At 64.3% G+C, this 21,779-nt stretch carries 29 protein-coding genes and 1 tRNA gene; 18 read left to right on the forward strand and 12 right to left on the reverse strand.

Features of this window, described 5'->3' with window-relative positions; genetic code table 11:
- The 3 genes from NKG95_RS23070 to NKG95_RS23080 all read right to left on the reverse strand — a co-directional run.
- Positions 1 to 565: DUF2332 family protein (locus NKG95_RS23070; protein WP_353042656.1), on the reverse strand; the 565-nt coding region annotated here is incomplete at its 3' end.
- Between the two features lie 257 nt (positions 566 to 822).
- Positions 823 to 899, reverse strand: a tRNA-Arg gene (locus NKG95_RS23075).
- Between the two features lie 154 nt (positions 900 to 1,053).
- Entirely contained in the window at positions 1,054 to 1,974 is a 921-nt protein-coding gene (locus tag NKG95_RS23080; RefSeq protein ID WP_353042657.1) for a zinc-binding dehydrogenase, read from the reverse strand.
- A gap of 197 nt (positions 1,975 to 2,171) precedes the next feature.
- Here NKG95_RS23080 and NKG95_RS23085 point away from each other — a divergent pair, with 197 nt between their 5' ends.
- Positions 2,172 to 2,981, forward strand: coding sequence for an AraC family transcriptional regulator (locus NKG95_RS23085; protein ID WP_353042658.1), 810 nt, complete (start codon positions 2,172 to 2,174; stop codon positions 2,979 to 2,981).
- A 34-nt stretch (positions 2,982 to 3,015) separates the two neighbouring features.
- Here the strand turns inward: NKG95_RS23085 and NKG95_RS23090 are convergent, their stop codons facing one another.
- A complete protein-coding gene (locus NKG95_RS23090) occupies positions 3,016 to 3,906 on the reverse strand; it encodes a D-alanyl-D-alanine carboxypeptidase family protein (protein ID WP_502913981.1) in 891 nt (296 codons plus the stop codon).
- Between the two features lie 249 nt (positions 3,907 to 4,155).
- Between NKG95_RS23090 and NKG95_RS23095 the strand changes: the two genes are divergently transcribed.
- Together NKG95_RS23095 and NKG95_RS23100 are read left to right on the forward strand one after the other, a co-directional pair.
- Positions 4,156 to 5,262 carry a hypothetical protein gene (locus NKG95_RS23095; protein ID WP_353042659.1) on the forward strand — a complete coding sequence of 369 codons (1,107 nt, stop codon included), beginning with the start codon at positions 4,156 to 4,158 and terminating at the stop codon, positions 5,260 to 5,262.
- 345 nt (positions 5,263 to 5,607) lie between these two features.
- On the forward strand, positions 5,608 to 6,228 hold the full coding sequence (locus tag NKG95_RS23100) for a nucleoside triphosphate hydrolase (RefSeq protein ID WP_023722552.1): 621 nt from the start codon (positions 5,608 to 5,610) through the stop codon (positions 6,226 to 6,228).
- A gap of 43 nt (positions 6,229 to 6,271) precedes the next feature.
- Here NKG95_RS23100 and NKG95_RS23105 read toward each other — a convergent pair whose 3' ends face one another.
- Positions 6,272 to 6,559: a hypothetical protein gene (locus NKG95_RS23105; RefSeq protein ID WP_352495058.1), complete on the reverse strand. Its 288-nt coding sequence runs from the start codon at positions 6,557 to 6,559 to the stop codon at positions 6,272 to 6,274.
- On the opposite strand from NKG95_RS23105, the gene NKG95_RS23110 reads away from it, so the two are divergent.
- A complete protein-coding gene (locus NKG95_RS23110) occupies positions 6,546 to 6,671 on the forward strand; it encodes a hypothetical protein (protein ID WP_352481498.1) in 126 nt (41 codons plus the stop codon). The genes NKG95_RS23105 and NKG95_RS23110 overlap by 14 nt on opposite strands.
- Positions 6,672 to 6,692: 21 nt before the next feature.
- Here NKG95_RS23110 and NKG95_RS23115 read toward each other — a convergent pair whose 3' ends face one another.
- The 3 genes from NKG95_RS23115 to NKG95_RS23125 all read right to left on the reverse strand — a co-directional run bounded on the left by NKG95_RS23115 (position 6,693) and on the right by NKG95_RS23125 (position 9,001).
- Entirely contained in the window at positions 6,693 to 7,397 is a 705-nt protein-coding gene (locus tag NKG95_RS23115; protein ID WP_353042660.1) for a glutathione S-transferase family protein, read from the reverse strand.
- A gap of 136 nt (positions 7,398 to 7,533) precedes the next feature.
- On the reverse strand, positions 7,534 to 8,742 hold the full coding sequence (locus tag NKG95_RS23120) for a beta-ketoacyl-[acyl-carrier-protein] synthase family protein (protein WP_353042661.1): 1,209 nt from the start codon (positions 8,740 to 8,742) through the stop codon (positions 7,534 to 7,536).
- Positions 8,743 to 8,746: 4 nt separating this feature from the next.
- Positions 8,747 to 9,001, reverse strand: a complete 255-nt coding sequence (locus tag NKG95_RS23125; RefSeq protein WP_023677013.1) for an acyl carrier protein — start codon at positions 8,999 to 9,001, stop codon at positions 8,747 to 8,749.
- Between the two features lie 202 nt (positions 9,002 to 9,203).
- Between NKG95_RS23125 and NKG95_RS23130 the strand changes: the two genes are divergently transcribed.
- From NKG95_RS23130 to NKG95_RS23150, 5 genes are read left to right on the forward strand one after another with little or no spacing between them, the layout of a single operon-like run.
- Positions 9,204 to 10,046, forward strand: coding sequence for an urease accessory protein UreD (locus tag NKG95_RS23130; RefSeq protein ID WP_502897820.1), 843 nt, complete (start codon positions 9,204 to 9,206; stop codon positions 10,044 to 10,046).
- Positions 10,047 to 10,074: 28 nt separating this feature from the next.
- Positions 10,075 to 10,377 (forward strand): urease subunit gamma, encoded by a 303-nt coding sequence (locus tag NKG95_RS23135; RefSeq protein WP_023677011.1) that lies wholly within the window; start codon positions 10,075 to 10,077, stop codon positions 10,375 to 10,377.
- Positions 10,378 to 10,400: 23 nt separating this feature from the next.
- Positions 10,401 to 10,658: a DUF1272 domain-containing protein gene (locus NKG95_RS23140; RefSeq protein ID WP_023722547.1), complete on the forward strand. Its 258-nt coding sequence runs from the start codon at positions 10,401 to 10,403 to the stop codon at positions 10,656 to 10,658.
- A 35-nt stretch (positions 10,659 to 10,693) separates the two neighbouring features.
- On the forward strand, positions 10,694 to 11,287 hold the full coding sequence (locus tag NKG95_RS23145) for a HupE/UreJ family protein (RefSeq protein ID WP_352999300.1): 594 nt from the start codon (positions 10,694 to 10,696) through the stop codon (positions 11,285 to 11,287).
- 8 nt (positions 11,288 to 11,295) lie between these two features.
- Positions 11,296 to 11,601 carry an urease subunit beta gene (locus NKG95_RS23150; protein WP_023722545.1) on the forward strand — a complete coding sequence of 102 codons (306 nt, stop codon included), beginning with the start codon at positions 11,296 to 11,298 and terminating at the stop codon, positions 11,599 to 11,601.
- Between the two features lie 26 nt (positions 11,602 to 11,627).
- Here NKG95_RS23150 and NKG95_RS23155 read toward each other — a convergent pair whose 3' ends face one another.
- Complete coding sequence (locus NKG95_RS23155) at positions 11,628 to 12,122, reverse strand: hypothetical protein (RefSeq protein WP_023722544.1); 495 nt, start codon at positions 12,120 to 12,122, stop codon at positions 11,628 to 11,630.
- A 126-nt stretch (positions 12,123 to 12,248) separates the two neighbouring features.
- Positions 12,249 to 12,632 carry a hypothetical protein gene (locus NKG95_RS23160; RefSeq protein WP_023722543.1) on the reverse strand — a complete coding sequence of 128 codons (384 nt, stop codon included), beginning with the start codon at positions 12,630 to 12,632 and terminating at the stop codon, positions 12,249 to 12,251.
- Positions 12,633 to 12,811: 179 nt separating this feature from the next.
- Here NKG95_RS23160 and ureC point away from each other — a divergent pair, with 179 nt between their 5' ends.
- The 7 genes from ureC to NKG95_RS23195 all read left to right on the forward strand — a co-directional run bounded on the left by ureC (position 12,812) and on the right by NKG95_RS23195 (position 18,397).
- Positions 12,812 to 14,524 (forward strand): urease subunit alpha, encoded by a 1,713-nt coding sequence (ureC, locus tag NKG95_RS23165; protein WP_502895920.1) that lies wholly within the window; start codon positions 12,812 to 12,814, stop codon positions 14,522 to 14,524.
- Positions 14,525 to 14,571: 47 nt separating this feature from the next.
- The gene (locus NKG95_RS23170) at positions 14,572 to 15,165 is read left to right on the forward strand and encodes a hypothetical protein (protein WP_353042662.1); all 594 of its coding nucleotides are present in this window, start codon (positions 14,572 to 14,574) and stop codon (positions 15,163 to 15,165) included.
- 56 nt (positions 15,166 to 15,221) lie between these two features.
- Positions 15,222 to 15,806, forward strand: a complete 585-nt coding sequence (locus tag NKG95_RS23175; protein ID WP_353042663.1) for an urease accessory protein UreE — start codon at positions 15,222 to 15,224, stop codon at positions 15,804 to 15,806.
- Positions 15,799 to 16,470 (forward strand): urease accessory protein UreF, encoded by a 672-nt coding sequence (locus NKG95_RS23180; protein WP_353042664.1) that lies wholly within the window; start codon positions 15,799 to 15,801, stop codon positions 16,468 to 16,470. Before NKG95_RS23175 ends, NKG95_RS23180 begins: the two co-directional genes overlap by 8 nt.
- Positions 16,467 to 16,907 (forward strand): DUF3995 domain-containing protein, encoded by a 441-nt coding sequence (locus NKG95_RS23185; RefSeq protein ID WP_023722538.1) that lies wholly within the window; start codon positions 16,467 to 16,469, stop codon positions 16,905 to 16,907. The genes NKG95_RS23180 and NKG95_RS23185 overlap by 4 nt, the downstream gene beginning before the upstream one ends.
- Positions 16,904 to 17,545 (forward strand): urease accessory protein UreG, encoded by a 642-nt coding sequence (gene ureG / locus NKG95_RS23190; protein WP_353042665.1) that lies wholly within the window; start codon positions 16,904 to 16,906, stop codon positions 17,543 to 17,545. Before NKG95_RS23185 ends, ureG begins: the two co-directional genes overlap by 4 nt.
- A gap of 84 nt (positions 17,546 to 17,629) precedes the next feature.
- Positions 17,630 to 18,397: a class II aldolase and adducin N-terminal domain-containing protein gene (locus NKG95_RS23195; protein WP_353042666.1), complete on the forward strand. Its 768-nt coding sequence runs from the start codon at positions 17,630 to 17,632 to the stop codon at positions 18,395 to 18,397.
- A 15-nt stretch (positions 18,398 to 18,412) separates the two neighbouring features.
- Here the strand turns inward: NKG95_RS23195 and NKG95_RS23200 are convergent, their stop codons facing one another.
- Entirely contained in the window at positions 18,413 to 19,045 is a 633-nt protein-coding gene (locus tag NKG95_RS23200; protein WP_353042667.1) for an HAD family hydrolase, read from the reverse strand.
- 360 nt (positions 19,046 to 19,405) lie between these two features.
- On the opposite strand from NKG95_RS23200, the gene NKG95_RS23205 reads away from it, so the two are divergent.
- Complete coding sequence (locus NKG95_RS23205) at positions 19,406 to 20,365, forward strand: sugar-binding transcriptional regulator (protein WP_353042668.1); 960 nt, start codon at positions 19,406 to 19,408, stop codon at positions 20,363 to 20,365.
- 75 nt (positions 20,366 to 20,440) lie between these two features.
- On the opposite strand, the gene NKG95_RS23210 is transcribed toward NKG95_RS23205, so the two are convergent.
- Complete coding sequence (locus NKG95_RS23210) at positions 20,441 to 20,626, reverse strand: hypothetical protein (RefSeq protein ID WP_353042669.1); 186 nt, start codon at positions 20,624 to 20,626, stop codon at positions 20,441 to 20,443.
- Positions 20,627 to 20,736: 110 nt separating this feature from the next.
- On the opposite strand from NKG95_RS23210, the gene gcvA reads away from it, so the two are divergent.
- A complete protein-coding gene (gcvA, locus tag NKG95_RS23215) occupies positions 20,737 to 21,648 on the forward strand; it encodes a transcriptional regulator GcvA (RefSeq protein ID WP_352859128.1) in 912 nt (303 codons plus the stop codon).
- Positions 21,649 to 21,779 lie beyond the last annotated feature (131 nt).

The raw sequence follows: 21,779 nt of genomic DNA on the forward strand, positions 1-21,779 counted from the left end.
CGTCCGAAGCATCTATCGGGCTCAGGTCCAATCCCGCCCGCCAGACGACTTGCGGCAAGGCCGTCGGCAATGGCGTTGTTTCGCTGGCGAGGCATCGGAAGACAGGCGGCTCCAAAGCCATCGCGGGTGCGCGGATCACCTTGCGTCCGTAGTCATAGCCATAGAGGTCGGGCATGAGGCAGAGCCCTGCGGAGGTCCCGACCTCGATGAGGGCCAGCGGCTGCGGCAAACGCGCCAGCACGGGGAGCAGGGTGGCGCATCTTCCCGGCTCGTTGGTTTGCGTTGAGCGCTCGAGCATGAGCGAGCGGATAGCGTCGGGATTAGCCTGAAGCGCCTGGCGAAACTCGGTCCACCCTGTCGGCGTGCCGAACAGGTGACGCACCGCTGCAAGTAGAAGGTTCGGTTGCCGCTTTAGGTCCGGAAGGGTCGACAGGAAACCGAGCGCCTCCCGGTTCCCAGCGACTGCCCGAGCCAACTCCTCGTAGAGCGGCGAGCGACCGCGAGCTTCCGTATCGGCGAAGCGAATATATCGGGCTGAGATCTCGGCCAAGCCCTCCTCGTCCATATCCGCTGATCCTCGGTCCCGACGTCTCATCACAGTACACGATCCACGGATCTGATTGGAGCCAGGCCCGGCGTTTTTACACAAGCTCGACCCCCTGCGGACTTCCCGCGGTCGCCTACTTAACAGTCGCGTTATGAGGCCGTGCGCAATCCAATATCTGGGGAACTGTCCCTAATTGGTGTCTCACCCAGGGGTGCGGTCCACCATGTCTCCGGTATAAACCGTAACCTATGTGTCCGGGCCGTGCACTTGGGAGTTGGCGCACCCGACAGGATTCGAACCTGTGACCTCTGCCTTCGGAGGGCAGCGCTCTATCCAGCTGAGCTACGGGTGCCTTCAGGATCGGTGATCCCAAAAACGAACCAGCCGGTAAACCGGCCAGCCACGGCTTCTTAGCGGAAGCAGGCGCCGGCTTCAACGGGCAATCGCGGACGGGCCCAGATTGCCGTAGCAGCCCAGACGGTGTCCCGTCCGGCGGCCGCGCCTGCTCATTCCGTCATGGTGAGCACTGCCTTGCCGCTGATGCTGCGCTGCCGCAGCGCGTCGAGGGCCTGGCCGACGTCCCGCCACGGCACGGTCAGGACCACGCGCGTTTCGAGCCGGCCGGCTGCGATCAGCGCGAGCAACGAGGCGATGTCGGCGCCGACCTCCGGACCGGAAGCGTAGTAGGCGAAGGTCTGCAGCCGCGCGCCTTCGTGACCCGGGACGAACTGGCGGAACCCGATGGGCGTGAGTTCGCCGCTGCTCGAGCCGAACATGACGACGGTCCCGCCGGGCGCCACCCGTTCGATCGCGTGGGCGAGGCTGTCGCCGCCGACCGACTCGGTAATCAGCGAGAACAGTCCTTCGGCGAGCTCGATCGTTTCGACGACCCGCTCGGCTCCGAGGCCGCGGAGATCTTCGGCATGTCGGGCAGCGGCGACCGCCGTCACCGACGCGCCCTGCTGGCGGGCGATCTGGATCTGGAAACGGCCGACTGCGCCGCTTGCGCCGGTAATCAGGACCCGCTGGCCGGCCAGGTCGCCGCCATGGCGCAGGGTCCGCAGCGCGGTCGTGCCTGCAACCGGAACAGTGGCGGCGGAGACGAAGCTGACATCGTCCGGCAGCAGGGCGAGGTGGTCCGTTGGAACGGCGACGCGCTCGGCCCACCCGGCCTCGTCGACCAGAGCCGCTACCCGGGCGCCGACGGCCTGCCCGGAGCCATCGCCCGCGGCGCGCTCGACAATTCCGGCGACGTCCTGGCCAGGCACCCAGCCGTCAGGGCGGATCTTGAGCAGGCGCAGTTCGCCGCGATTCAGCGAGACTGCCCGGACTGAGACCAGCGCCTGGTGCGGGGCGGGCTCGGGCTCGCCAAGCTCGGCGAGCTTCAGCCCGGTGGCGCTATCGGAAGATGTGACCAAGGCGAGCATTGATATCGTCCTTTCTTGCTGCATGGCGGACGCCAGCCTGTTTTCGTGCGCCGGGCTTGTTGATCCGACGTTCAGAACGCAAGCAGGGCACTGAAAGCCCGCCTGCCGGCTTCTGAGTTATTTAAGGCCCTAAACTATCGACTTTCCTGTTTGAGTAATTTAGATATCTTTGCATTTCATCGCTAAAATCAGTCAATATGAGGCAGCCTCTCCGCTACCCCTGGCCTTTCGATCCGGATGATGTCCTCGCCTCGGCAATCGCCGTGCGCGTTGACGTTACCGAAACCAGGGCGGAGGTGCCGGACCACCGCCACCGCAAAGGCCAACTCGTCTTCGCGCTCGGCGGCGGCGTCACATGCCGCGTCCCCAGCGGCCTGTGGATGGTGCCGCCCCATTGCGCGGTGTGGATTCCGGGCAACATGGAGCACAGCAATGTCGCGACCGCCAATGCCCGGATTTTCTTCGTTTATATCGAGCCGGGAGCTGCCGAGCTGCCGGACCGGTGCTGCACGCTTTCGATCTCGCCGTTGCTGCGCGAGCTCATCATCGAGCTGGCGGATCGCGGTGAGGACGATGACGCCAGGAGCGAGCTCCTGACCAGGGTACTGCTCGCCGAACTGCCGCGCATGCCTGTCCAGCAGCTGCATTTGCCGATCTCGTCCGAGCCGCGCTTGAGGCGTATCGCGGCGGCGTTGGCGCAAGATGCTGCCGACCGCAGCACCCTGGCGGAATGGGCCAATCGCGTCGCGCTCAGCGAGAGCAGTCTCGCACGTCTCGTGGTAAAGGAGACAGGGCTGACCTTCGGGCGCTGGCGCCAGCAATTGCATTTGATCGTCGCAATGCGCGAGCTCGCCTCCGGCGCGAGCGTGCAGCAGGTTTCGGCCGATCTCGGTTACGAATCGGTCACCGCCTTCATCACCATGTTCAAGAAAGCGCTTGGCAAGCCGCCTGCGAAGTATCTCAGCAGTGTCGCTCAAAACGGCGGTTCTGCGTTTGTCGCCCGATGAGCGCCCTGATCCGCCGCCCGCCGGACGTCAATCGTCACTGCTCCTCGGCATACAGCAGCCGCGTTTTTGCCGCCGATGCCGTCGACAGGCTGCGCTGGATCAGCGCTTCGACGTGGTCGTTGCGCTGGCGCGCGCTGTCGGCGCCCATCACCACGATGATCAGCCTGCGCCCGTCCGCATTATAGGAGGTAACGATGTTGAAGCCGGAAGCCCGGATGTAGCCGGTCTTGATGCCGTCGACGCCGCGCACCCGGCCGAGCATGTCGTTGTGGCCGCGCACCAGCCTGCCGCGGAACATGAAATCGCTTTCGGAGAAATAGTGGAAATGCTGCGGGAAGCGGGCGTGCAGCGCCATGCCGAGCACCGCCATGTCGCGCGCGCTCGTGTGCTGGTCGCCGTCCGGCAGGCCCGACGCGTTGCGGAATACGGTGCTGCTCATGCCGATCTGGCGCGCCTTGGCGGTCATCATGCCGGCGAACGCCTCTTCGCTGCCGCCGAGATATTCGGCGACGGCGACCGCCACGTCATTGGCCGATTTGACGACGATCGCGCGGATCGCCGAATCGACGTCGATGGTCTCGCCGCGCCTGAACCGCAGCTTGGTCGGCGGCTGCCGGGCGGCGTTGTCCGACACCGGAATTTGCGTCTCCTTGCTGATACGGCCCTGGTCCAGCGCCTCGAACAGAAGGTACAGCGTCATCATCTTGGTCAGCGACGCCGGATAACGCGGCGCCGTCGAATTGACCTCGAACAGCGTCTTGCCGGTGCCGGCATCGATGACCATCGCGGCATATTTCTGCGGCGGCGCCGGCACCGCCAGCACGCTGTCAGGGGGCGTCACCGTCGTACAGCCGGCCGCAAACAGCAGCAGCATCAGCACCGCGACGTAATTGTGGATGAGCGAAAAGAAGCGGAAGGCGGACAAGTCGGTTCCGAAGGCAGGCTGTTTCTGAGACGAGGCGAAGCTATCTTAACGCAAAGGCACAGTCCATTTGGTTAATATCGTCGCGCCCTGGAATGGTGCCCTGTCCACAGGCAGACGTGGCGGCTGTGCCAAGCCGTCCGATGCGAATTGCCGGCCGCCGCGCTTGCGCAAGGGGCGGCGAGTGGGCTTTGCTGGCGCCGGCAGAATCGGGCCGCCAGAATCGGGCTGGCAGAATCGGTAGGTGCGCACATGGATACGGTCACGATTACGGCAAAGGGGATTTCGGTATCGGTTGATCTTGCCGTCGGCCATCTCGCCGACATGGCGATCGAGATCGACGGCCGTCGGCTGAAGCCGCTGCATCGCGCACCCTGGGTCGAAGAGCCGCGCGAGACGCTGCCGAAAGATCTGCCTGAAGGGACGGTCCACCTGTCCGGCGATTTCCTCTGCGCGCCGTTCTCGACCAGCGACGTCGAAGCGGCACCCTTGCATGGCTGGCCGGCCAATAGTCGCTGGGACGTCGTCGACAGCGCCGCGACGGCCGATGGCTGGCGCGCCGTCTTCCGTCTGCAGCGCCCGGTCATGGGCGCAACCGTCGACAAGATCCTGACCTTGCGCGACGATCATCCCGTTCTCTATCAGGAGCACGTCTTTTCCGGCGGCGTCGGCGCCATTCCCGTCGCCCACCACCCGATGACGGTAATGACGGCCGGCGGCAGGCTGGCTTTCTCGGCGAAGCGCTTTGCCGCAACGCCGAACGAGGCGCCGGAACCCGATCCGGCTCGCGGCCGCTCTTTGCTCGCCTACCCGGCACGGACCGCCGACCTGACGCGCTTTCCCGCCGCCGACGGCGGCATGATCGACCTGACCGCCTATCGCATGGACCAGCAGCGTGAGGACTTTGTCACGCTGGTCGAGGCCGATCATGGCGGGCCGGGCTGGACCGCGCTGGCGCGCCAGGCGGAAGCCGATCTGGTGCTGGTGCTGAAGAACCCAGCCGAACTGCCGGTCACCATGCTGTGGGTCAGCAATGGCGGGCGCGATTATGCGCCATGGAGCGGCCGCCACCGCGGCGTGCTCGGCATCGAGGACGGCCGCACGGCCGTCGGCCATGCCGCATCGCTCGGCGACAACTGGCTGAAGCATGAAGGCGTGGCGACCGCGTTTGCCCTTTCTGAAGGGCGCAGCTTTTCGTTCCGCCATGTCATCGGCGCACTGCCGTGGCCATCCGGCGAGCCGCCGCGCGACGTCGCGAGCTTACCGGGCCGCATGCGCATCCTGGCCGCCGACGGCGCCGTGCGCGACATTGGCTTCGACAGCGATTTCCTGCGGATCGGCAGGTCGGCCCCAGCTTGAGAGCTCGCCTCCCCACCTTCGTCATCCCAGGGCGGAGCAGGAGCGAAGCGACGTCGCGGAGACCCTGGGATCCATGCCGCGACCGTCGTCGAGGAATGCGGCGGAACAGAATTCTGCGCCGCTGAGGCGCCCTGATGTCACGGCATGGATCCCGGGGTCTGCGCTGCGTCGCTTCGCTCCTTGCTCCGCCCCAGGATGACGAAAGGGACGATCGTTTCGGGCAATCTCAAAGCTTTGCGATTTGCCGACGGACGGTCAAAATCCCTGAGCGAGGAAACTAATCTCGGGTTTGAAATTCCCGCGAATTGTCGCCAAGATCGAAAACACTCAGCCAGAAAGGCTCCAATGTCCGAGATCGCCCATATTGCTGCTGCCATCTTCAAGCGCGCCGGCAAGGCGCCGCGCTTCATCGTTGCCATTGCCGGTCCGCCCGGCGCCGGCAAATCGACATTGTCGGCAGGCTTGCACGACCTGCTGCCGGAAGGCACGGCGGAAGTCGTGCCGATGGACGGCTTCCATTACGATGATGTCGTGCTCGAGCGACGCGGCCTTCGCCAGCGAAAAGGTGCCCCGGAAACCTTTGATTTTGCCGGCTTCGAAACGCTGCTCAAGCGCATCCGCGCCCGCGAACCGGATATCGCGATCCCGGTCTTCGACCGCAGCATGGAGCTGTCGCGCGCCGCCGCTGCGATCATCGCCGCCGACACCAAATTCATCCTGGTCGAAGGCAATTATCTGCTGCTCGACGAAGAGCCATGGACGCGGCTGGCGCCGCTGTTCGACTTCTCGATCTTTGTCGATGTGCCGCGCGCCGACCTCGAGCGCCGACTGCTGGAGCGATGGCACGAGCACGGCCGGTCCGACGAGGACGCGCGCGCCTGGATTGCTTCCAACGACATGCCGAACATCGATCGCGTGCTTGCCCGTCGGCGGCCCGCCGACCTGGTGGTTGGTGAACAGGCCTGATCTGTAAGGACTGTTCGGCCGGAACCTTAACACTTTCAGGCCGTTATCCCGGACACGGCAATCGTGCCGCATGAGGGAACAGTTCGATGGAAACCATGGCAAGAAAGCCTGCGCCCGCCAAGGGCAGGGCAACACGATCAAAAGCAACGCGAGCGAAAACCAGCGCCGGCCCGGCAGTGGCGGCCCGCTCCAAGGACGCGGCAAAGCCCAGCTTTGGCAAGGCGGCGCCGAAGAAGGTGGTGCCTGCCGCGGCCAAAGCCGCTGCACCCAAGCCCAAAAAGCCGGCAAGCAGCAGAGGATCGATCGCAGGCAGCGCAATGCGCACCGTCAAAACGACGGCCAACGTCGCCGCCGGTGCCGTGCTTGCGACCGCCAAAGGTGCGGCCTCGCTTGCCGCTTCCGTAGTCGGCAAGGGCTCGAAACCCCGGACCAAGGCAAAATAGCCGGGCCAGTCTGGCTTTCGATCAGGCTCTGGCCGGAATGGTGAGGCCCCTCTGCACCGCCGGCCGGGCAAGGCCGCGCTCCAGCCATGCGCCGACGCTGGGGAAATCGTCGAAACCGACGAGTTCCCGTGCCTCATAAAAGCCGATCAGATTGCGCACCCATCCAAGCATCGAAATGTCGGCGATGGTGTAATCGTCGCCCATGATCCAGCTGCGGCCCTTGAGCCTCGTTTCGAGGACGCCGATCAGCCGTCGCGACTCGTCGCGATAACGTTCCAGGGGGCGCTTGTCGGCGATTTCGCGCCCGGCGAATTTGTGGAAGAAACCGACTTGGCCGAACATCGGCCCGATCGAAGCCATCTGGAAGAACACCCACTGGATCGTCTCGTAACGCAGCGTTGCGTCTGCCGGGACCAGCTTGCCGGTCTTGTCGCTGAGGTAGAGCAGGATGGCGCCGGATTCGAACAGGCCGATCGGTTTGCCGCCCGGGCCGTCCGGATCGATCATCGCCGGTATCTTGCCGTTCGGGTTCAAAGACAGGAATTCCGGTGTCCAACTTTCGTTCTTGCCGATGTCGACAGCATGCGGCTCGTACTGCAGGCCAAGTTCCTCCAGCGCGATCGATATCTTCACCCCGTTCGGCGTCGGAAACGAATAAAGCTGGATGCGGTCGGGACGGTTTGCCGGCCAGCGCGTGGCAATCGGAAACGCGGACAGATCGGTCATCGAAACTCCTGGTCGGGGGGCGCCCCGAACGGCGCGGTCACGGCGGGTCGCAGAGAGTTAGGCGCGACGCCTGGCGCGATCAATATGCGCATGGAAAGTTTCACCGGCCCCGACGAAACCCGGCAAGGGGTGCGGTTCAGACGGCTTTGACCGCCAGCACCGCATTGGTGCCGCCGAAGGCGAAGCTGTTGCTGATCGCGGTGCGCACCGCGCGCTCGCGCGCCACGTTCGGCGTGATGTCGAGATCGCAGTCGGCGTCGGCTTCCCGATAGTTGGCGGTCGGCGGCACGATGCCGTCGCGGATCGCCATCACGCAGGCGATCATTTCCAGCGCGCCGGACGCGCCGAGACAGTGGGCGTGCATCGATTTGGTCGAGGAGATAGAAAGCTTGTAGGCATGGCCGCCGAAGACACGCTTGATCGCCGCCGTCTCGATCTGGTCGTTGGCCTTGGTGCCGGTGCCATGCGCGTTGAGATAGTCGACGTCTTCCGGATTGAGCCCGGCATCGACGAGGCAGAAGCGCATCGCCGCCTCCGGCCCTTCGATGGTCGGCGCAACGATGTCGGAGGCGTCGGCGGAAAGGCCGACGCCGGCGATTTCGGCAAGGATGGCGGCGCCGCGCGCCATGGCATGCTCATAGGTTTCCAGCACCACCATGCCCGCACCCTCGCCGAGCACAAGGCCTTGGCGATCGGCCGAAAACGGCCGGCAGGTGTCCGGCGACAATACCCGCAGGGCCTCCCAGCCCTTGAGGATGCCCCAGACCAGCGGCGCATCGGTGCCGCCGGCGACCATGACGTCGGCACGGCCGAGCCTGATCTGGTCGACCGCCGAGGCAATGGCGTGGTTGGATGACGAGCAGGCAGAGGTGATGCCGAAGACCGGCCCGCGCAGACCAAGATTCATGCTGACGTGGCCGGCGGCAGCGCCCGGCATTACTTTCGGCACGGTGAAGATGCCGGCGCGGTTCTTGCCTTCGAGCAGGATGGCGCGATAGCTCTCTTCGATTGCCTCCCAGCCGCAGACGCCGACGCCGACGATGGTGCCCATCCGATAGGTGTTGGCCGCGTGCGGGTTCAATCCCGCCTGCTGTGCCGCCTCCCGCGCGGCGATCGTCGCCAGAAGGCTGAAGCGGTCCATCGACACGACCTGCTTGCGGTCGATGCCGTGCTCGGGAAGCGTTTTGATTTCGCAACCGACCCTGACCTTGAGGTCATACAGCTCGGAATTGACGATCGCACCGATTGCCGAACGGCCGGTGCGCATCTCATTCCATATTGCTGGTGCATTGGTGCCGAGCCCGCATAACCCGCCGATGCCCGTGATGACGATGCGCTTGTGCATTCAGTCAGGCTTTTTTCGCGATCAGCGCGCGAACCGCCTCGACCATGTCGCCGACATTCTTCAGATTGCTCCAGGCATCGACCGTGTTCATCTCGATTTCGATGCCATACTCTTCCTCGAGATCGAAGATGATTTCCGTCAGTTCCAGCGAATGGATGCCAAGGGCGGTCAGTTCGGTACTGGTGGTGATTTCCTCGCCGCCCGGCTCGGCATGAGCCTTGATCTTGGCGATGATATCGTTTGCCAGCTGGTCAGCCATTCGGTTTCTTCCCCAACTCTGTCGTTTCCCGACGCCAACTGATCAGCGCCCCTTTTGTCCTCGATTACGTCGTCATCGTCGCCTTTTACCCCCGCCAGGCGCCGATGACCGTACCAAGGTGGCTCCCTCTATAGAAACCGAAACGCTGTCAAGCAACAAGCTATATATCGACAAAGCCGCCGCAGTGCTTAACGTTGGTGTCGTGGACACGATCGCATATAGCTTGAGCTCAGTGCCGCCGGCCCAGCGCGTTGCCGGCGTCGCGCGGCTTGGCTGCGACTGGAACGGAGGCCGCACGCGTCTTCGGCGCTTGTACCAGGACGGCTCGGCCAAGATCCGCATGCCGGCAGTCTCGGCCGATCCGCTCGAAGCTGTCCTGATCAACACTGCCGGTGGGCTGACCGGTGGCGACCGTCTCGCCTGGCAGGTCGATGTCGGTGCCGGCGCCTCCGCAACCATAACAACGCAGGCCTGCGAGAAAATCTACCGCGCCGCATCCGATCGCGCCGAAGTGCGGGTGCAACTGACCGTCGGCGAAGGCGGCCACATTGCCTGGCTGCCGCAGGAAACCATCGTCTTCGACCGCTCGGTCTTTGCCCGCACGCTTGACGTGGAGCTTGCCGCCGGAGCCGAGGCGCTGATCCTGGAGGCTACTGTCTTCGGCCGCCTGGCCATGGGCGAACGGGCAGCGCAAGGCTATTTCCACGACCGCTGGCGCGTCCGCCAGGACGGAGCGCTGGTCCATGCCGAGGAGTTCCGCATCGGGCCCGACATTGCGGCCACCTTGAACCGTACGGCTGTGGCCGGTGGCGGCATCGCCGTGGCGACGCTGCTGATGGTGTCGCCGCGGGCAGAGGCTTTGCTCGAGCCGGCCCGGGGCATGGTCGGCGGCCAGGGCGGCGTCAGTTTCTGGAGTGTGCGGAAATCTGGCAAGCTTCTTGCGAGGCTGTTCGCCGAGGACGGCTACCAGCTCCGCAAGCGGCTGGTGCCGCTTGTCGAATTGCTCAACGGGCGGGCGGGCCTGCCCAAATTATGGTCACTCTGATTTCGATTATGCCACTGCAGGAAAAAGCATGAATCTGACGCCGAGGGAGAAAGACAAGCTGCTGATCGCCATGGCGGCGATCGTGGCCCGCAAGCGGCTCGAACGCGGCGTCAAGCTCAACCACCCGGAAGCGATCGCGCTGATCACCGATTTCGTCGTCGAGGGTGCCCGCGACGGGCGCGCGGTCGCCGAGCTGATGGAGGCCGGCGCCCATGTCGTGACCCGGGCGCAGGTGATGGAAGGCATTGCCGAAATGATCCACGATGTGCAGGTCGAGGCGACGTTTCCCGACGGCACCAAGCTGGTGACCGTGCACGAACCGATCAGATAATCACCAAAGGCGAGGAGAGGAAAATGCTTGAGCTGCGTCCCAACTGCGAATGCTGCGACAAGGATCTGCCGCCCGATGCGACAGATGCGGTGATCTGCACCTTCGAATGCACCTTCTGCGCGGACTGCGCCCAAAACGTGCTCGGCGGCGCCTGTCCGAATTGTGGCGGCAACTTCTCGGCCCGCCCGATCCGTCCGGCAGCGATGCTGAAGAAATATCCGGCCTCGACCCAGCGCATTCTCAAGGCAGAGGGCTGCGGCCCGGCCCGCAAGGCCGCGTGAGAGGCATGATGATCTCGAAGATGGAAGGTACGCCGATGATCCCCGCTACGATGAAACGCACAACGCTGTCGGCGGTCCTGCTGCTGGCGGCAGCTGGGCCAGCCTATGCCCATGTCGGCGACGGCACGGTTTCGTCCTTCACCGCCGGCTTCACCCACCCGCTCTCCGGCCTCGATCACATGACGGTGATGATTGCCGTCGGCCTGTGGGCAGCGCTCAAGGGCGGCAAAGCGATCTGGGCATGGCCGCTGGCTTTCGTCGGCATCATGCTGGCCGGCGGCGCGCTCGGCATCCTGCATGTGCCGATGGCTTTCGTCGAGCCGGCCATATTGGCGTCCGTCGTGGTGCTCGGGCTGCTGGTTGCGCTCGCCGTCGACCTTCCGGTCTCGGCCGGCGTCGCCGTCATCGGCCTGTTCGCGTTGTTCCACGGCTATGCCCACGGCACCGAGGTGCCCGAAAATGCGGGTGGGCTCGGCTACATGGCGGGCTTTGCCGCCGCCACCGCGCTGCTCCACGCCGTCGGCATCACTGCCGGTTTCAACCTCGGCTGGCGCTTCCGCGGACTTGCCCGCGTCGCCGGGGCCGCCTGTGCCACGATTGGCGCCGGCCTTGCTTTCGGCGTCCTGTGAGGGCCGCAATGATCCCAGGTGAAATCATCACGGCAAGCGGCGAGATAGAGCTGAACAAGGGTCTGGCGACCGTCACCTTGAAGGTAGCCAACAGCGGCGATCGGCCGATCCAGGTCGGCAGCCATTATCATTTCTTCGAGACCAATGAAGGGCTGAGATTCGATCGCGACCAGGCCCGCGGCATGCGCCTCGACATCGCTGCCGGCACCGCCATGCGCTTCGAGCCGGGGCAGGAGCGTGACGTTACCCTGGTGCCGTTCGGCGGCAAGCGCGAGGTCTACGGATTTCAGCAGAAGATCATGGGCAAGCTGTGAGATCGAAGGCGTCGAGCAGTTTCGGCTCAGCCGGGCGGCTTGGCCGCCGCATAGATGACGACCTTTCCCGGATCGTCGAATTCCACCGCCAGAACGTCCTCGGTTTGCACTCTCCGCGAGTCGATGGCGTTGAACAGCAATGCGTTCGCCTCGATCTCCTTGCGCAGCTCGGCAATGTCGTCCCGATGTTGCCTGACCTTGTTTTCGATCGCCGGCGGCGGGCCGCCTTCGGTGCGCGCGGCGTCGGTAAGAAACACGATATCGACCTTGTCGAGCTTGGACGTCTTGCGCACGACAGCGATGTTTTCACGCGTGCGGTCGATCGCCGAGCTGACCTTGCCGGCTTCCGCATTTGTCTTGGTCTCTTCCTGGCCGACCTCCGAGCCGACGATCCGGTTGACGGTCTCGGCGCTATCGAGGCTCTGCGCGTTCAGCGCGGCGTGCGGAATGCTGGCTGCCAGAAACGCGGTCGCAGCAATCCCATGCAGCCATCTGGTGTCGGAGAAGGTGGTGATCGCCATCGCTCGTTCTCAGGCTCCTTTTCGAGGCTTGTGTCAGGGCGACAGGACCGAAACGTAACTTCCCCTGTGAAGGTTCCCTTTGCGATGCGGCGGGCTGACCGGGCGCCGGCCCGCCGCCTCGCCTCGTCAGCTGGCTTTCTTGGTGATCAGCGTCAGCGCGCCATTGGTGCTCATGCTGGCGGCGATCACCTGCGCCGAGGTGAGTCCTTTCGCTTCGAGCGCGGACTTGACCTCCGGTGTCGCGTCGATCGAGCCGCGCAGCTTCTGCAAATCGGCATCGCTGCGCTTAGCGATCACCTCGTTGACCTTGGCTTGAGTGTCCGCCGGCAGATCCTTGATATCGACGACATTGATCGCCTGAATGGTGGGCGCCTGCGGCTGCGCCCCGGGCGCGGCAGGAGCAGGAGCGGCCGGCGCCGGACTGGGCTGCTGCGCAGGCTGTTGCTGGGCGCTGGCGGCGGTTGCGAGCACCAGCGTGGCGGCTGCTGCCAGAAGGGTCGTTTTGCGCATGGATGTTCCTTTCCATCGATTGGCAAATGGTCGTTTTGGGGTGGCCCGCCCACCTCAACCGCCAAATGGGATCGGAAAGTGTCGCTCAGCGGGTCATTGCGTGACCATAGGATGGCGGCAATGTGGGTCCCGGCTTCGACAAGCGGTATTTTCGGGCTGTATTTCGGGAGCAATTGCTGATGGCTAAAATCACCCGCGCCGCCTATGCGCAGATGTACGGCCCGACCGTTGGCGACAAGGTCCGGCTCGCCGACACCGAACTGTTCATCGAGGTCGAAAAGGATCTCACCCTTTACGGTGAGGAGGTGAAATTCGGCGGCGGCAAGGTCATCCGCGATGGCATGGGCCAGAGCCAGGTTTCGCGCGCGCAAGGCGCGGTCGACACCGTCATCACCAATGCGCTGGTCGTCGATGCCACCGCCGGTATCGTCAAGGCAGATATCGGCCTCAGGGACGGCCGTATCGCCGCGATCGGCAAGGCCGGCAATCCGGATACTCAAGGCGGCGTCACCATCATCATCGGCCCGGGCACCGAGATCATCGCCGGCGAGGGCAAGATCCTGACCGCCGGCGGCTTCGACGCGCATATCCACTTCATCTGCCCGCAGCAGATCGAGGAAGCGCTGATGTCGGGCATCACCACCATGCTCGGCGGCGGCACCGGCCCGGCGCACGGTACGCTGGCCACCACCTGCACGCCTGGGCCGTGGCATCTGGCACGCATGATCCAGTCTTTCGATGCCTTCCCGATGAATATCGGCCTGTCGGGCAAGGGCAACGCGTCGCTGCCTGCCGCGCTCGAGGAGATGGTGCTCGCCGGCGCCTGCTCGCTGAAGCTGCATGAGGACTGGGGCACGACACCGGCTGCAATCGACTGCTGCCTGTCGGTCGCCGACGATTACGACGTGCAGGTGATGATCCACACCGACACGCTGAACGAGTCCGGCTTCGTCGAAAACACGGTGGCGGCGATCAAGGGCCGCACCATCCATGCCTTCCACACCGAAGGCGCCGGCGGCGGCCACGCACCTGATATCATCAAGGTCTGCGGCCTGCCCAACGTCATTCCGTCCTCGACCAATCCGACCCGCCCCTACACGGTCAACACGCTGGCCGAACACCTCGACATGCTGATGGTCTGTCACCATCTGTCGCCGTCGATCCCCGAAGATATCGCCTTTGCCGAAAGCCGCATCCGCAAGGAAACCATCGCCGCCGAAGACATTCTGCACGACATCGGCGCCTTCTCGATCATCTCGTCGGACAGCCAGGCCATGGGCCGCGTCGGCGAAGTCGCGATCCGCACCTGGCAGACCGCCGACAAGATGAAGCGCCAGCGCGGTTCGCTGCCGCAGGAGACCGGCGACAACGACAATTTCCGCGTCCGCCGCTACATCGCCAAATACACCATCAATCCGGCCATCGCGCATGGCCTGTCGAAGGACATTGGCTCGGTGGCGGTGGGAAAACGCGCCGATCTCGTGCTGTGGAATCCGGCGTTCTTCGGCGTCAAGCCGGACATGGTGCTGATCGGCGGCATGATCGCCGCCGCCCCGATGGGCGATCCCAACGCCTCGATCCCGACGCCGCAGCCGATGCACTATCGGCCGATGTTCGGCGCCTATGGCAAGGCGATGACCAATTCGTCGGTGACATTCGTTTCGAAAGCCGCGCTCGACGCCGGCCTGCGCGGCAGGCTCGGCGTCGACAAGCAGATGGTGGCGGTCGAGAATACCCGCGGCGGCATCGGCAAGCATTCGATGGTGCTCAACGACGCCACGCCGCATGTCGAGGTCGACCCCGAAACCTACGAGGTCCGCGCCGACGGCGAGTTGCTCACCTGCGAGCCGGCCACCGTGCTGCCGATGGCGCAACGCTACTTCCTGTTCTGAACCATAGGCGTTAGAACGACCGATGTAGAACATGCCGCGCCAGGCCTATGGACCAACAACTCCCTTACGCCCACGACATTTTCCCGCATATCCGCATTGTCCTGGGCATGGTGATCGGCCTTGGCGTCACACGGCTGCTGTCGGGGCTCGCCCGCATCGTCCAGCATCCCGGCCAGTACCGGCTCTATCCCGTGCACCTCGCCTGGGTTGCGTCGGTGCTTCTGATGCTGGTGCATTTCTGGTGGTGGGAGTTCGGCCTGTTCCAGATCGAGAATTGGACCTTCGGCAAATACCTGTTCATCATCTTCTACGCCGTCACGCTGTTCCTGCTCTGCGCGCTGCTGTTCCCGGATTCGATGCTGGACTACACCAGCTATGAGGATTTCTTTTATTCGCGCCGGGCCTGGTTCTTCGGCCTGCTGGCGGCGACCTATCTGCTCGACGTGATCGACACGCTGCTGAAAGGGCCGGCGCATTTCGCCCATTTCGGCATCGAATATCTGATCCGCACGCCGGTTTTCGTCGCGCTTTGCGTCATTGCGATCCTGCTGCGCGACCGCCGCTTTCACATCGCCTTTGTCGCCGGCGCGCTCGTCTATCAGATATCGTTCATCCTGCGGCTCTTCGACACGATCGTCTGAGCCCCATTGGGGCGGCGGACCGGATAGTCTAGGCTTTTTGCGAAAGGCAGTCTTACATGAAGCTCGATATTCGCACCGACTTCACCAAATTCCCGCGCGCCGTCTCCGTCCTGGCCGCAGGCGAAGCCGGAACCACTACGCCATATGACAGCGCAGTGCTTGCTCATGACGAGCGGCATCTGCGCCGTCGCGCCATCGAAACGGCCCGTAGCGACAAGGTGCTGGTCGACCTGCCCGAACCGGTGACGTTGAACCATGGTGACCGGCTGGTGCTGGACGATGGCCGCCAAATCGAGATCATCGCGGCCGAGGAGCCGCTCTACGACATCAGGGCCAGCGATCCTGTCCATCTGGCCGAGCTTGCCTGGCACATCGGCAACCGCCATCTCGCCGCCGCAATCGAAGCTGGGCGCATCCTCATCCTGCGCGACCATGTCATCAAGGCGATGCTGGAGGGATTGGGCGCCATTGTGAGCGACGTCTCCGAGCCGTTCAAGCCGGTGCGCGGCGCTTATTCCGGCCATGGCGGGCACGGCCATGCTCATGCCGAGGCGCATACGCACAGCCACGCCGAAGCGCATTCTCATAGCCATAGCGAATCGCATTCCCACAGCCATTCGCACGACCATGACCATGACTGACCAGCCTTCCAACATTGCATTGTTGCGGCTGATGGCGTGGCTGTCGCCTTCCTTCCCGGTCGGCGGCTTTTCCTACAGCCATGGCCTGGAACAAGCCGTGCATGCCGGGCTGGTTGCCGACAGCAAAGACCTCGCCGCGTGGCTGGAAACGCTGGTCGAGATGGGTTCCGGCTGGAACGATGCGGTGCTGTTTGCCGAAAGCTGGCGCCGGGCGCGCGAAGCCGGCGATCTCGTCGAGGTCGCTGCGCTCGGCGAGGCCTTAGCCGGCTCGCGCGAGCGTCATGCCGAAACCATGCTGCAGGGCGCCGCCTTCCTGAAGGCGGCCTCGGCCTGGCCGTGCCAGGTGCTGGACCGCCTGCCGGCCGAATGTGCCTATTGCGTCGCCGTCGGTGCCGTCGCCGGCGGCCACGGATTTATGCTGCGGGACGCGCTGGCCGGCTTCCTGCAGGCCTTCTTTTCCAACCTCGTCCAGGCCGCGATCCGGCTTGGTGTCGTTGGCCAGACCGGAGCGACCGCGCTGCTCGCCGGCTTCGAGCCGCTGGCCTTGGCGACTGCAGCCCGCGCTGCCGACTCGACCCTCGACGATCTCGGCGGCTGCGCTTTTATCTCAGACATCACGGCGATGAAGCACGAGACCCAGTACTCGCGGCTGTTCCGCTCATGATCGTCCTCGCTTTCGCCCTCTCGCTGGTCCTGCTGCTGATCACCGCGCTGCATGTCTATTGGGCTATTGGCGGCATCTGGCCGGGCAGGGATGCTGCCTCCTGCGCCCGCGCCGTCATCGGCTTTCATGGCGTCGACGAAATGCCGGCGCCCTTCGCCAGCTTCGCCGTTGCCGCCTGCCTCGGCCTGGCGACACTGTGGCCGATGGCGCTCGAGGGCATCTTTGCCACGCCCTTTCCCAAGGCCGGGCTTGCCGCCACGTCGCTGCTCATCGCGCTGGTTTTCCTGGCGCGCGGCATTGCCGGCTTCACGCCGTGGTGGCGCCGGCTGACGCCCGAGCAACCTTTCGCGCGGCTCGATCTGCGTTATTATTCGCCGCTGTGCCTGCTGATCGGCCTCGGCTTCGCCATCCTTGCCTTCACGGAGTTCCCCGCATGATATCCCCGAACGGCCCTCTTCGCATCGGCATCGGCGGTCCGGTCGGCTCCGGCAAGACGACGCTCACCGAAAAGCTCTGCAAGGCGCTGCGCGACGAGTTCTCGATCGCCGTCGTCACCAACGACATCTACACCAAGGAGGACGCCATGATGCTGGCGCGCCTCCAGGCGCTGCCCGAAGATCGCATCATCGGCGTCGAGACCGGCGGCTGCCCGCACACCGCCATCCGCGAGGACGCCTCGATCAATCTGCAGGCGATTGCCGAAATGACCAAAAAATTCCCGGATCTCGACATCATCTTCATCGAATCGGGCGGCGACAACCTCGCCGCCACCTTCTCGCCGGACCTTGCCGACCTGACGCTCTATGTCATCTCGGTTTGCCAGGGCGAGGAGATTCCGCGCAAGGGCGGACCGGCGATCACCCGGTCCGATTTCCTGGTCATCAACAAGAGCGACCTTGCGCCCTATGTGAACGTCAATCTCAATGTCATGGAGAGCGACGCCGCCCGCATGCGCGGCAAGCGGCCGTTCGGTTTCACCGATCTGTCGCGCGGCAAGGGGCTGCAGGAGGTCATCGATTTTATCGTCGAGCATGGCGGCCTAAGGGTCGGCGCCGCCGCCAGTACGGCAGCATAGCAATCGCGTTCGCCTGCACCAAACGAAACCGGTTGCGCGTCTTCCCGCCGCGCGGCATCCTCGCCTCTTTCACGGAGGTCTACGATGAGCATCACGCGCCTGCAGAAGGAAGTGCTGACCAACCTGCCGTTCTATGAAGAACGTGTCGATCTCGCTTGCGCCTTCCGCTGGACGGCGCGGCTCAACATGCACGAGGCGGTGGCCAATCATTTCTCGCTGGCGGTCAACGACGATGGCTCGCAATTCCTGATGAATCCCAATCAGGTGCATTTCTCGCGCATCAAGGCGAGCGACCTGCTGCTGATCGACGCCAACGATCCCGACACGCTCTCCGGCCCGAATGCACCTGACCCGACGGCATGGGGCCTGCATGGCGCCATCCATCGCAATGTGCGTCATGCACGCTGCGTCATGCATGTCCACTCGATCCACGCCACCGTGCTTGCCTCGCTCGCCGACTCGACGTTGCCGCCGGTCGACCAGAACTCGGCGATCTTCTTCAACCGCCATGTCGTCGACGCTCATTATGGCGGGCTGGCCTTCGAGGAAGAGGGCGAGCGCTGCTCGCAGCTTCTTGTCGACCCGAAGGTCAAGGTCATGGTGATGGGCAATCATGGCGTGCTGGTCATCGGCGACAGCGTCGCCGACACCTTCAACCGCATGTTCTATTTCGAGCGCGCCGCCGAAACCTACATCAAGGCGCTGTGGACCGGCCGGCCGCTGCGGGTATTGTCGGACGAGATCGCCGAGAAAGCGGCAAGGGAACAGGAAGATTATCCCGGTCAGGCCGAGCGCCACCTTTCCGAACTGAAGGCGATCCTCGACGAGCAGGAGCCTGTCTACCGGAACTGAGCGCCCGTTAAAGCTTTAAAGTCCCAGATGGGCCCGCAATTCCTCGGCCCTGTTGATGACAATCGCCCCCGGCGGCCCTTCCATCGGCGCCTCCGGCCAGAAGACCGTCTTCATTCCCGCCGCCAGCCCCGCCGTGGCGCCGGTCATGCTGTCGTCGACCGCTACGGCCTCGGCGGGATCGACGCCGGCCAGCCAGGCGGCCCGCAGGAATGGCTCGGGATGCGGCTTGCCTTCGCGCACGTCGTTGCGGCTGATGGTCTTCATGCCGGGGTAGAAAAGGCCGACCGCGCGCAGATTGGCGTCGACGATCAGCCGGTCGGAATTGGACACCACCGCCTGCTCCACGCCAAGCGCGCGTAGCTCGTTGAAAATCTCGATCGCGCCGCTGCGTGGCGTCAGCGTTTGCACCATCGGCAGATAGTGATCGTATTTGCGTACGATCCAGTCGTCGAAAGGCAGGTCGAGGCCGAACTCGTCGCGCAGCATCTCGTAGACCGGCCATGCGGCGATGCCGAGCACGCGCTCATGCAGGTCGGTTGGCGGGGCGATGCCAACGCTGTGCAGCGCCGCAACCAGCGCCGCCTCGTGCAGCGGCTCGCTGTCGACCAGCGTGCCGTCCATATCCCAGAAAACCGCTTTCGGCGTCATGCGAGGCTCCATTCTCCAGAATCCCTTAAAGCGTTTAGCTCGGGAGATAAACCGCCGCGTCCCCGCTAATGCATGTCGCGCAAAAGTGTGCAGCGGTTTTGTGATAACGACATGCATAAAAAAGAATCTAAAGCGCATCGCATGAGGCCGATCGAACACGTCGCGCTTTGGAACCGAGATTGGTGCGACCTCGACAGCCTTGCTGTTGCGACGAGACTAGGTCGGCCCCGTCACTTCGCTCGAAGCACCAAGTCCGGACCTTAAGCAATTGCTCTTACAATAGGCAATTGCGCACAACCTCATTCCCTGCGAAACTATGGTGCTCCGCCTCTCATGCTCGGCGGGCTGGGAGGCAGGACCTTGAATTCGCGGCAGGATAGCGGCGGCAACAGGCTGGACGACGCGGCGCGCGCCGGCTGGCTCTATTACGTTGCCGGCAACACCCAGGACCAGATCGCCGCCACGCTTGGCATCTCCCGGCAGACGGCGCAGCGGCTGGTGTCGCTCGCAGTCTCCGAAGGGTTGATCAAGGTGCGCGTCGACCATCCGATCGCCAATTGCCTCGACCTTGCGGCACGGCTGAAATCGCGCTTTGCGCTTGATCTGGTGGAGGTGGTGCCGAGCGACCCTTCTTCGTCCTCCACCATCATCGGCGTCGCCGAGGCGGCGGCCGCCGAGATCGAACGGCGGCTGCGGTCGCCGACGCCGATTGTCATGGCGATCGGCACCGGCCGCACGCTCAAGGCGGCGATCGAGCAGCTGCCGCCGATGGAATGCCCGCAGCACAAGGTGGTGTCGCTGACCGGCAACATCTCGCCGGACGGCTCGGCCGCCTTCTACAACGTGATCTTCACCATGGCCGACAGGGTCAAGGCGCGCTCGTTTCCGATGCCTTTGCCGGTCATCGCCTCCTCGCCGGAAGAGCGCGAGATGCTGCTCAGCCAGCCGATGATCCAGCCGACGCTGGCGCTTGCGGCCGAGGCCGACGTTACCTTTGTCGGCATCGGCGATCTCGGCCCGAAGGCGCCGCTTTACGAGGACGGCTTCATTTCGGAGGGTGAATTGAAGGCGCTGCAGAAGGCCGGCGGCGTCGCCGAGATCGTCGGCTGGGTGTTCGATCGCGACGGCCGCATGATCGAGGGCATCACCAATGATCGGGTCTCGTCGGCACCGCTGCCGTCGCGCGAAAAGTCGCTGGTGATCGCGCTTGCCATGGGCGACCGCAAGCTGCCGGGCATCTTCGCCGCCGTCAACAGGCGGCTGGTCAACGGCCTGATCACCGATGAGCGGACCGCCGCCGCCTTGCTGGCGGGCGCATGATCTCCGAGCCCCTGGTGGTCGGAAACGATCATGTGAAATCGAAACGCATCTGAACTCCCGATAAAACGAGCGACATTACTGGTGCCGGCCGCAAGGATCGTTGCCGTCGAGGAAGCCCATGTCGCGCTGCAGATGCGGCGGCAGTTCCCGGACGTCGAGATAGGCCCGTTTCCGCGCCGCGTGCGTTGCCAATCCCCGCGCCAGCCGTGAAAACCAGCCGTGGGCTGGAGCAAGAAGCAGCTTTTCCTGTATCGTGGTCATGATCGTCAGCCTTCGCTATCTCTAGGCGTAATTGATCTTCACCACGGAATATCGGTAGGACCGGCCGGTGCCGCCAATCAAACGTCGATCACTGCCCATAAGGAGGGCTTATGCCGGAGCTCAATTCACGACAGCTGGTTTCGCAGCTTCCTCCGCTTCAGGCGATCCGGGTATTCGAGGCGGTGGCGCGGCATCTCTCGTTCACCAAGGCTGCCCAGGAGCTTGGCATGACGCAGGCGGCCGCAAGCTATCAGATCAAGCTTTTGGAGGAGCGCATCGGCGCGCCCTTGTTCCTGCGCCAGCCAAAACAGATCGTGCTGACCGAACCTGGCCAACGCCTGGCGCCCGCAGTCAGCGAAGCGTTCGCGCTGTTGAGCGGCGCCTATGCCGCCGCGCGCACCGGCGCCGACGGCGTGCTTTGCGTTTCGACGCTGCTGACCTTTGCCTCCAATTGGCTGGCGCAGCATCTCGGCTCGTTCCAGGTCGCGCATCCGTCGCTGGCGGTGCGCGTCGATACTTCGAACAGGGTTGTCGACTTTGCCAGAGAGGATATCGACATCGCCATCCGCTCCGGCGGCGGCAACTGGCCGGGCGTCGAGACCCATATGCTTTTCAGGGCCGATTTCACGCCGGTTCTCAGCCCAAAACTCGCGGCCAGCATCGGCGGCGTCAACGAACCGGCCGACCTGCTGCGGCTGCCGATCCTCGACCCGGGCGACATCTGGTGGCGGGACTGGTTTGCCGCCGCCGGCCTGCCGGTCGCGGAATTGGCCAAACGCACCGGCACCAGCATGGGTGCGCAGGCCTACGAGGCCAATGCCGCGATTGCCGGCCATGGCGTGGCGATCGTCACCAAGGCGCTGTTCAAGACCGAACTTGCCGACGGCCGCCTGATCCAGCCCTTTGATCTGGTTGGTGACGACGGCCATGCCTATTGGCTGGTCTATCCGACGGCGCGGCGCAACGTGCCGAAGATCCGCGCCTTTCGTGATTGGATCCTGAGCGAGATCGCTTGCCAATAGGCCGAATCCAGGCCACCCGGACAGCAAAGCTCCGGCTTTTGGCGGCGCGATGAGCCCGATCCAACCCTTCTCCACATATACCGCGAGTGTCCCAGGCTTGCCGCTGCACGAGACCAGCGTGCTGCGCTGCA

Source organism: Mesorhizobium sp. M1423, from assembly GCF_040317575.1.
Classification (GTDB): Bacteria; Pseudomonadota; Alphaproteobacteria; order Rhizobiales; family Rhizobiaceae; genus Mesorhizobium.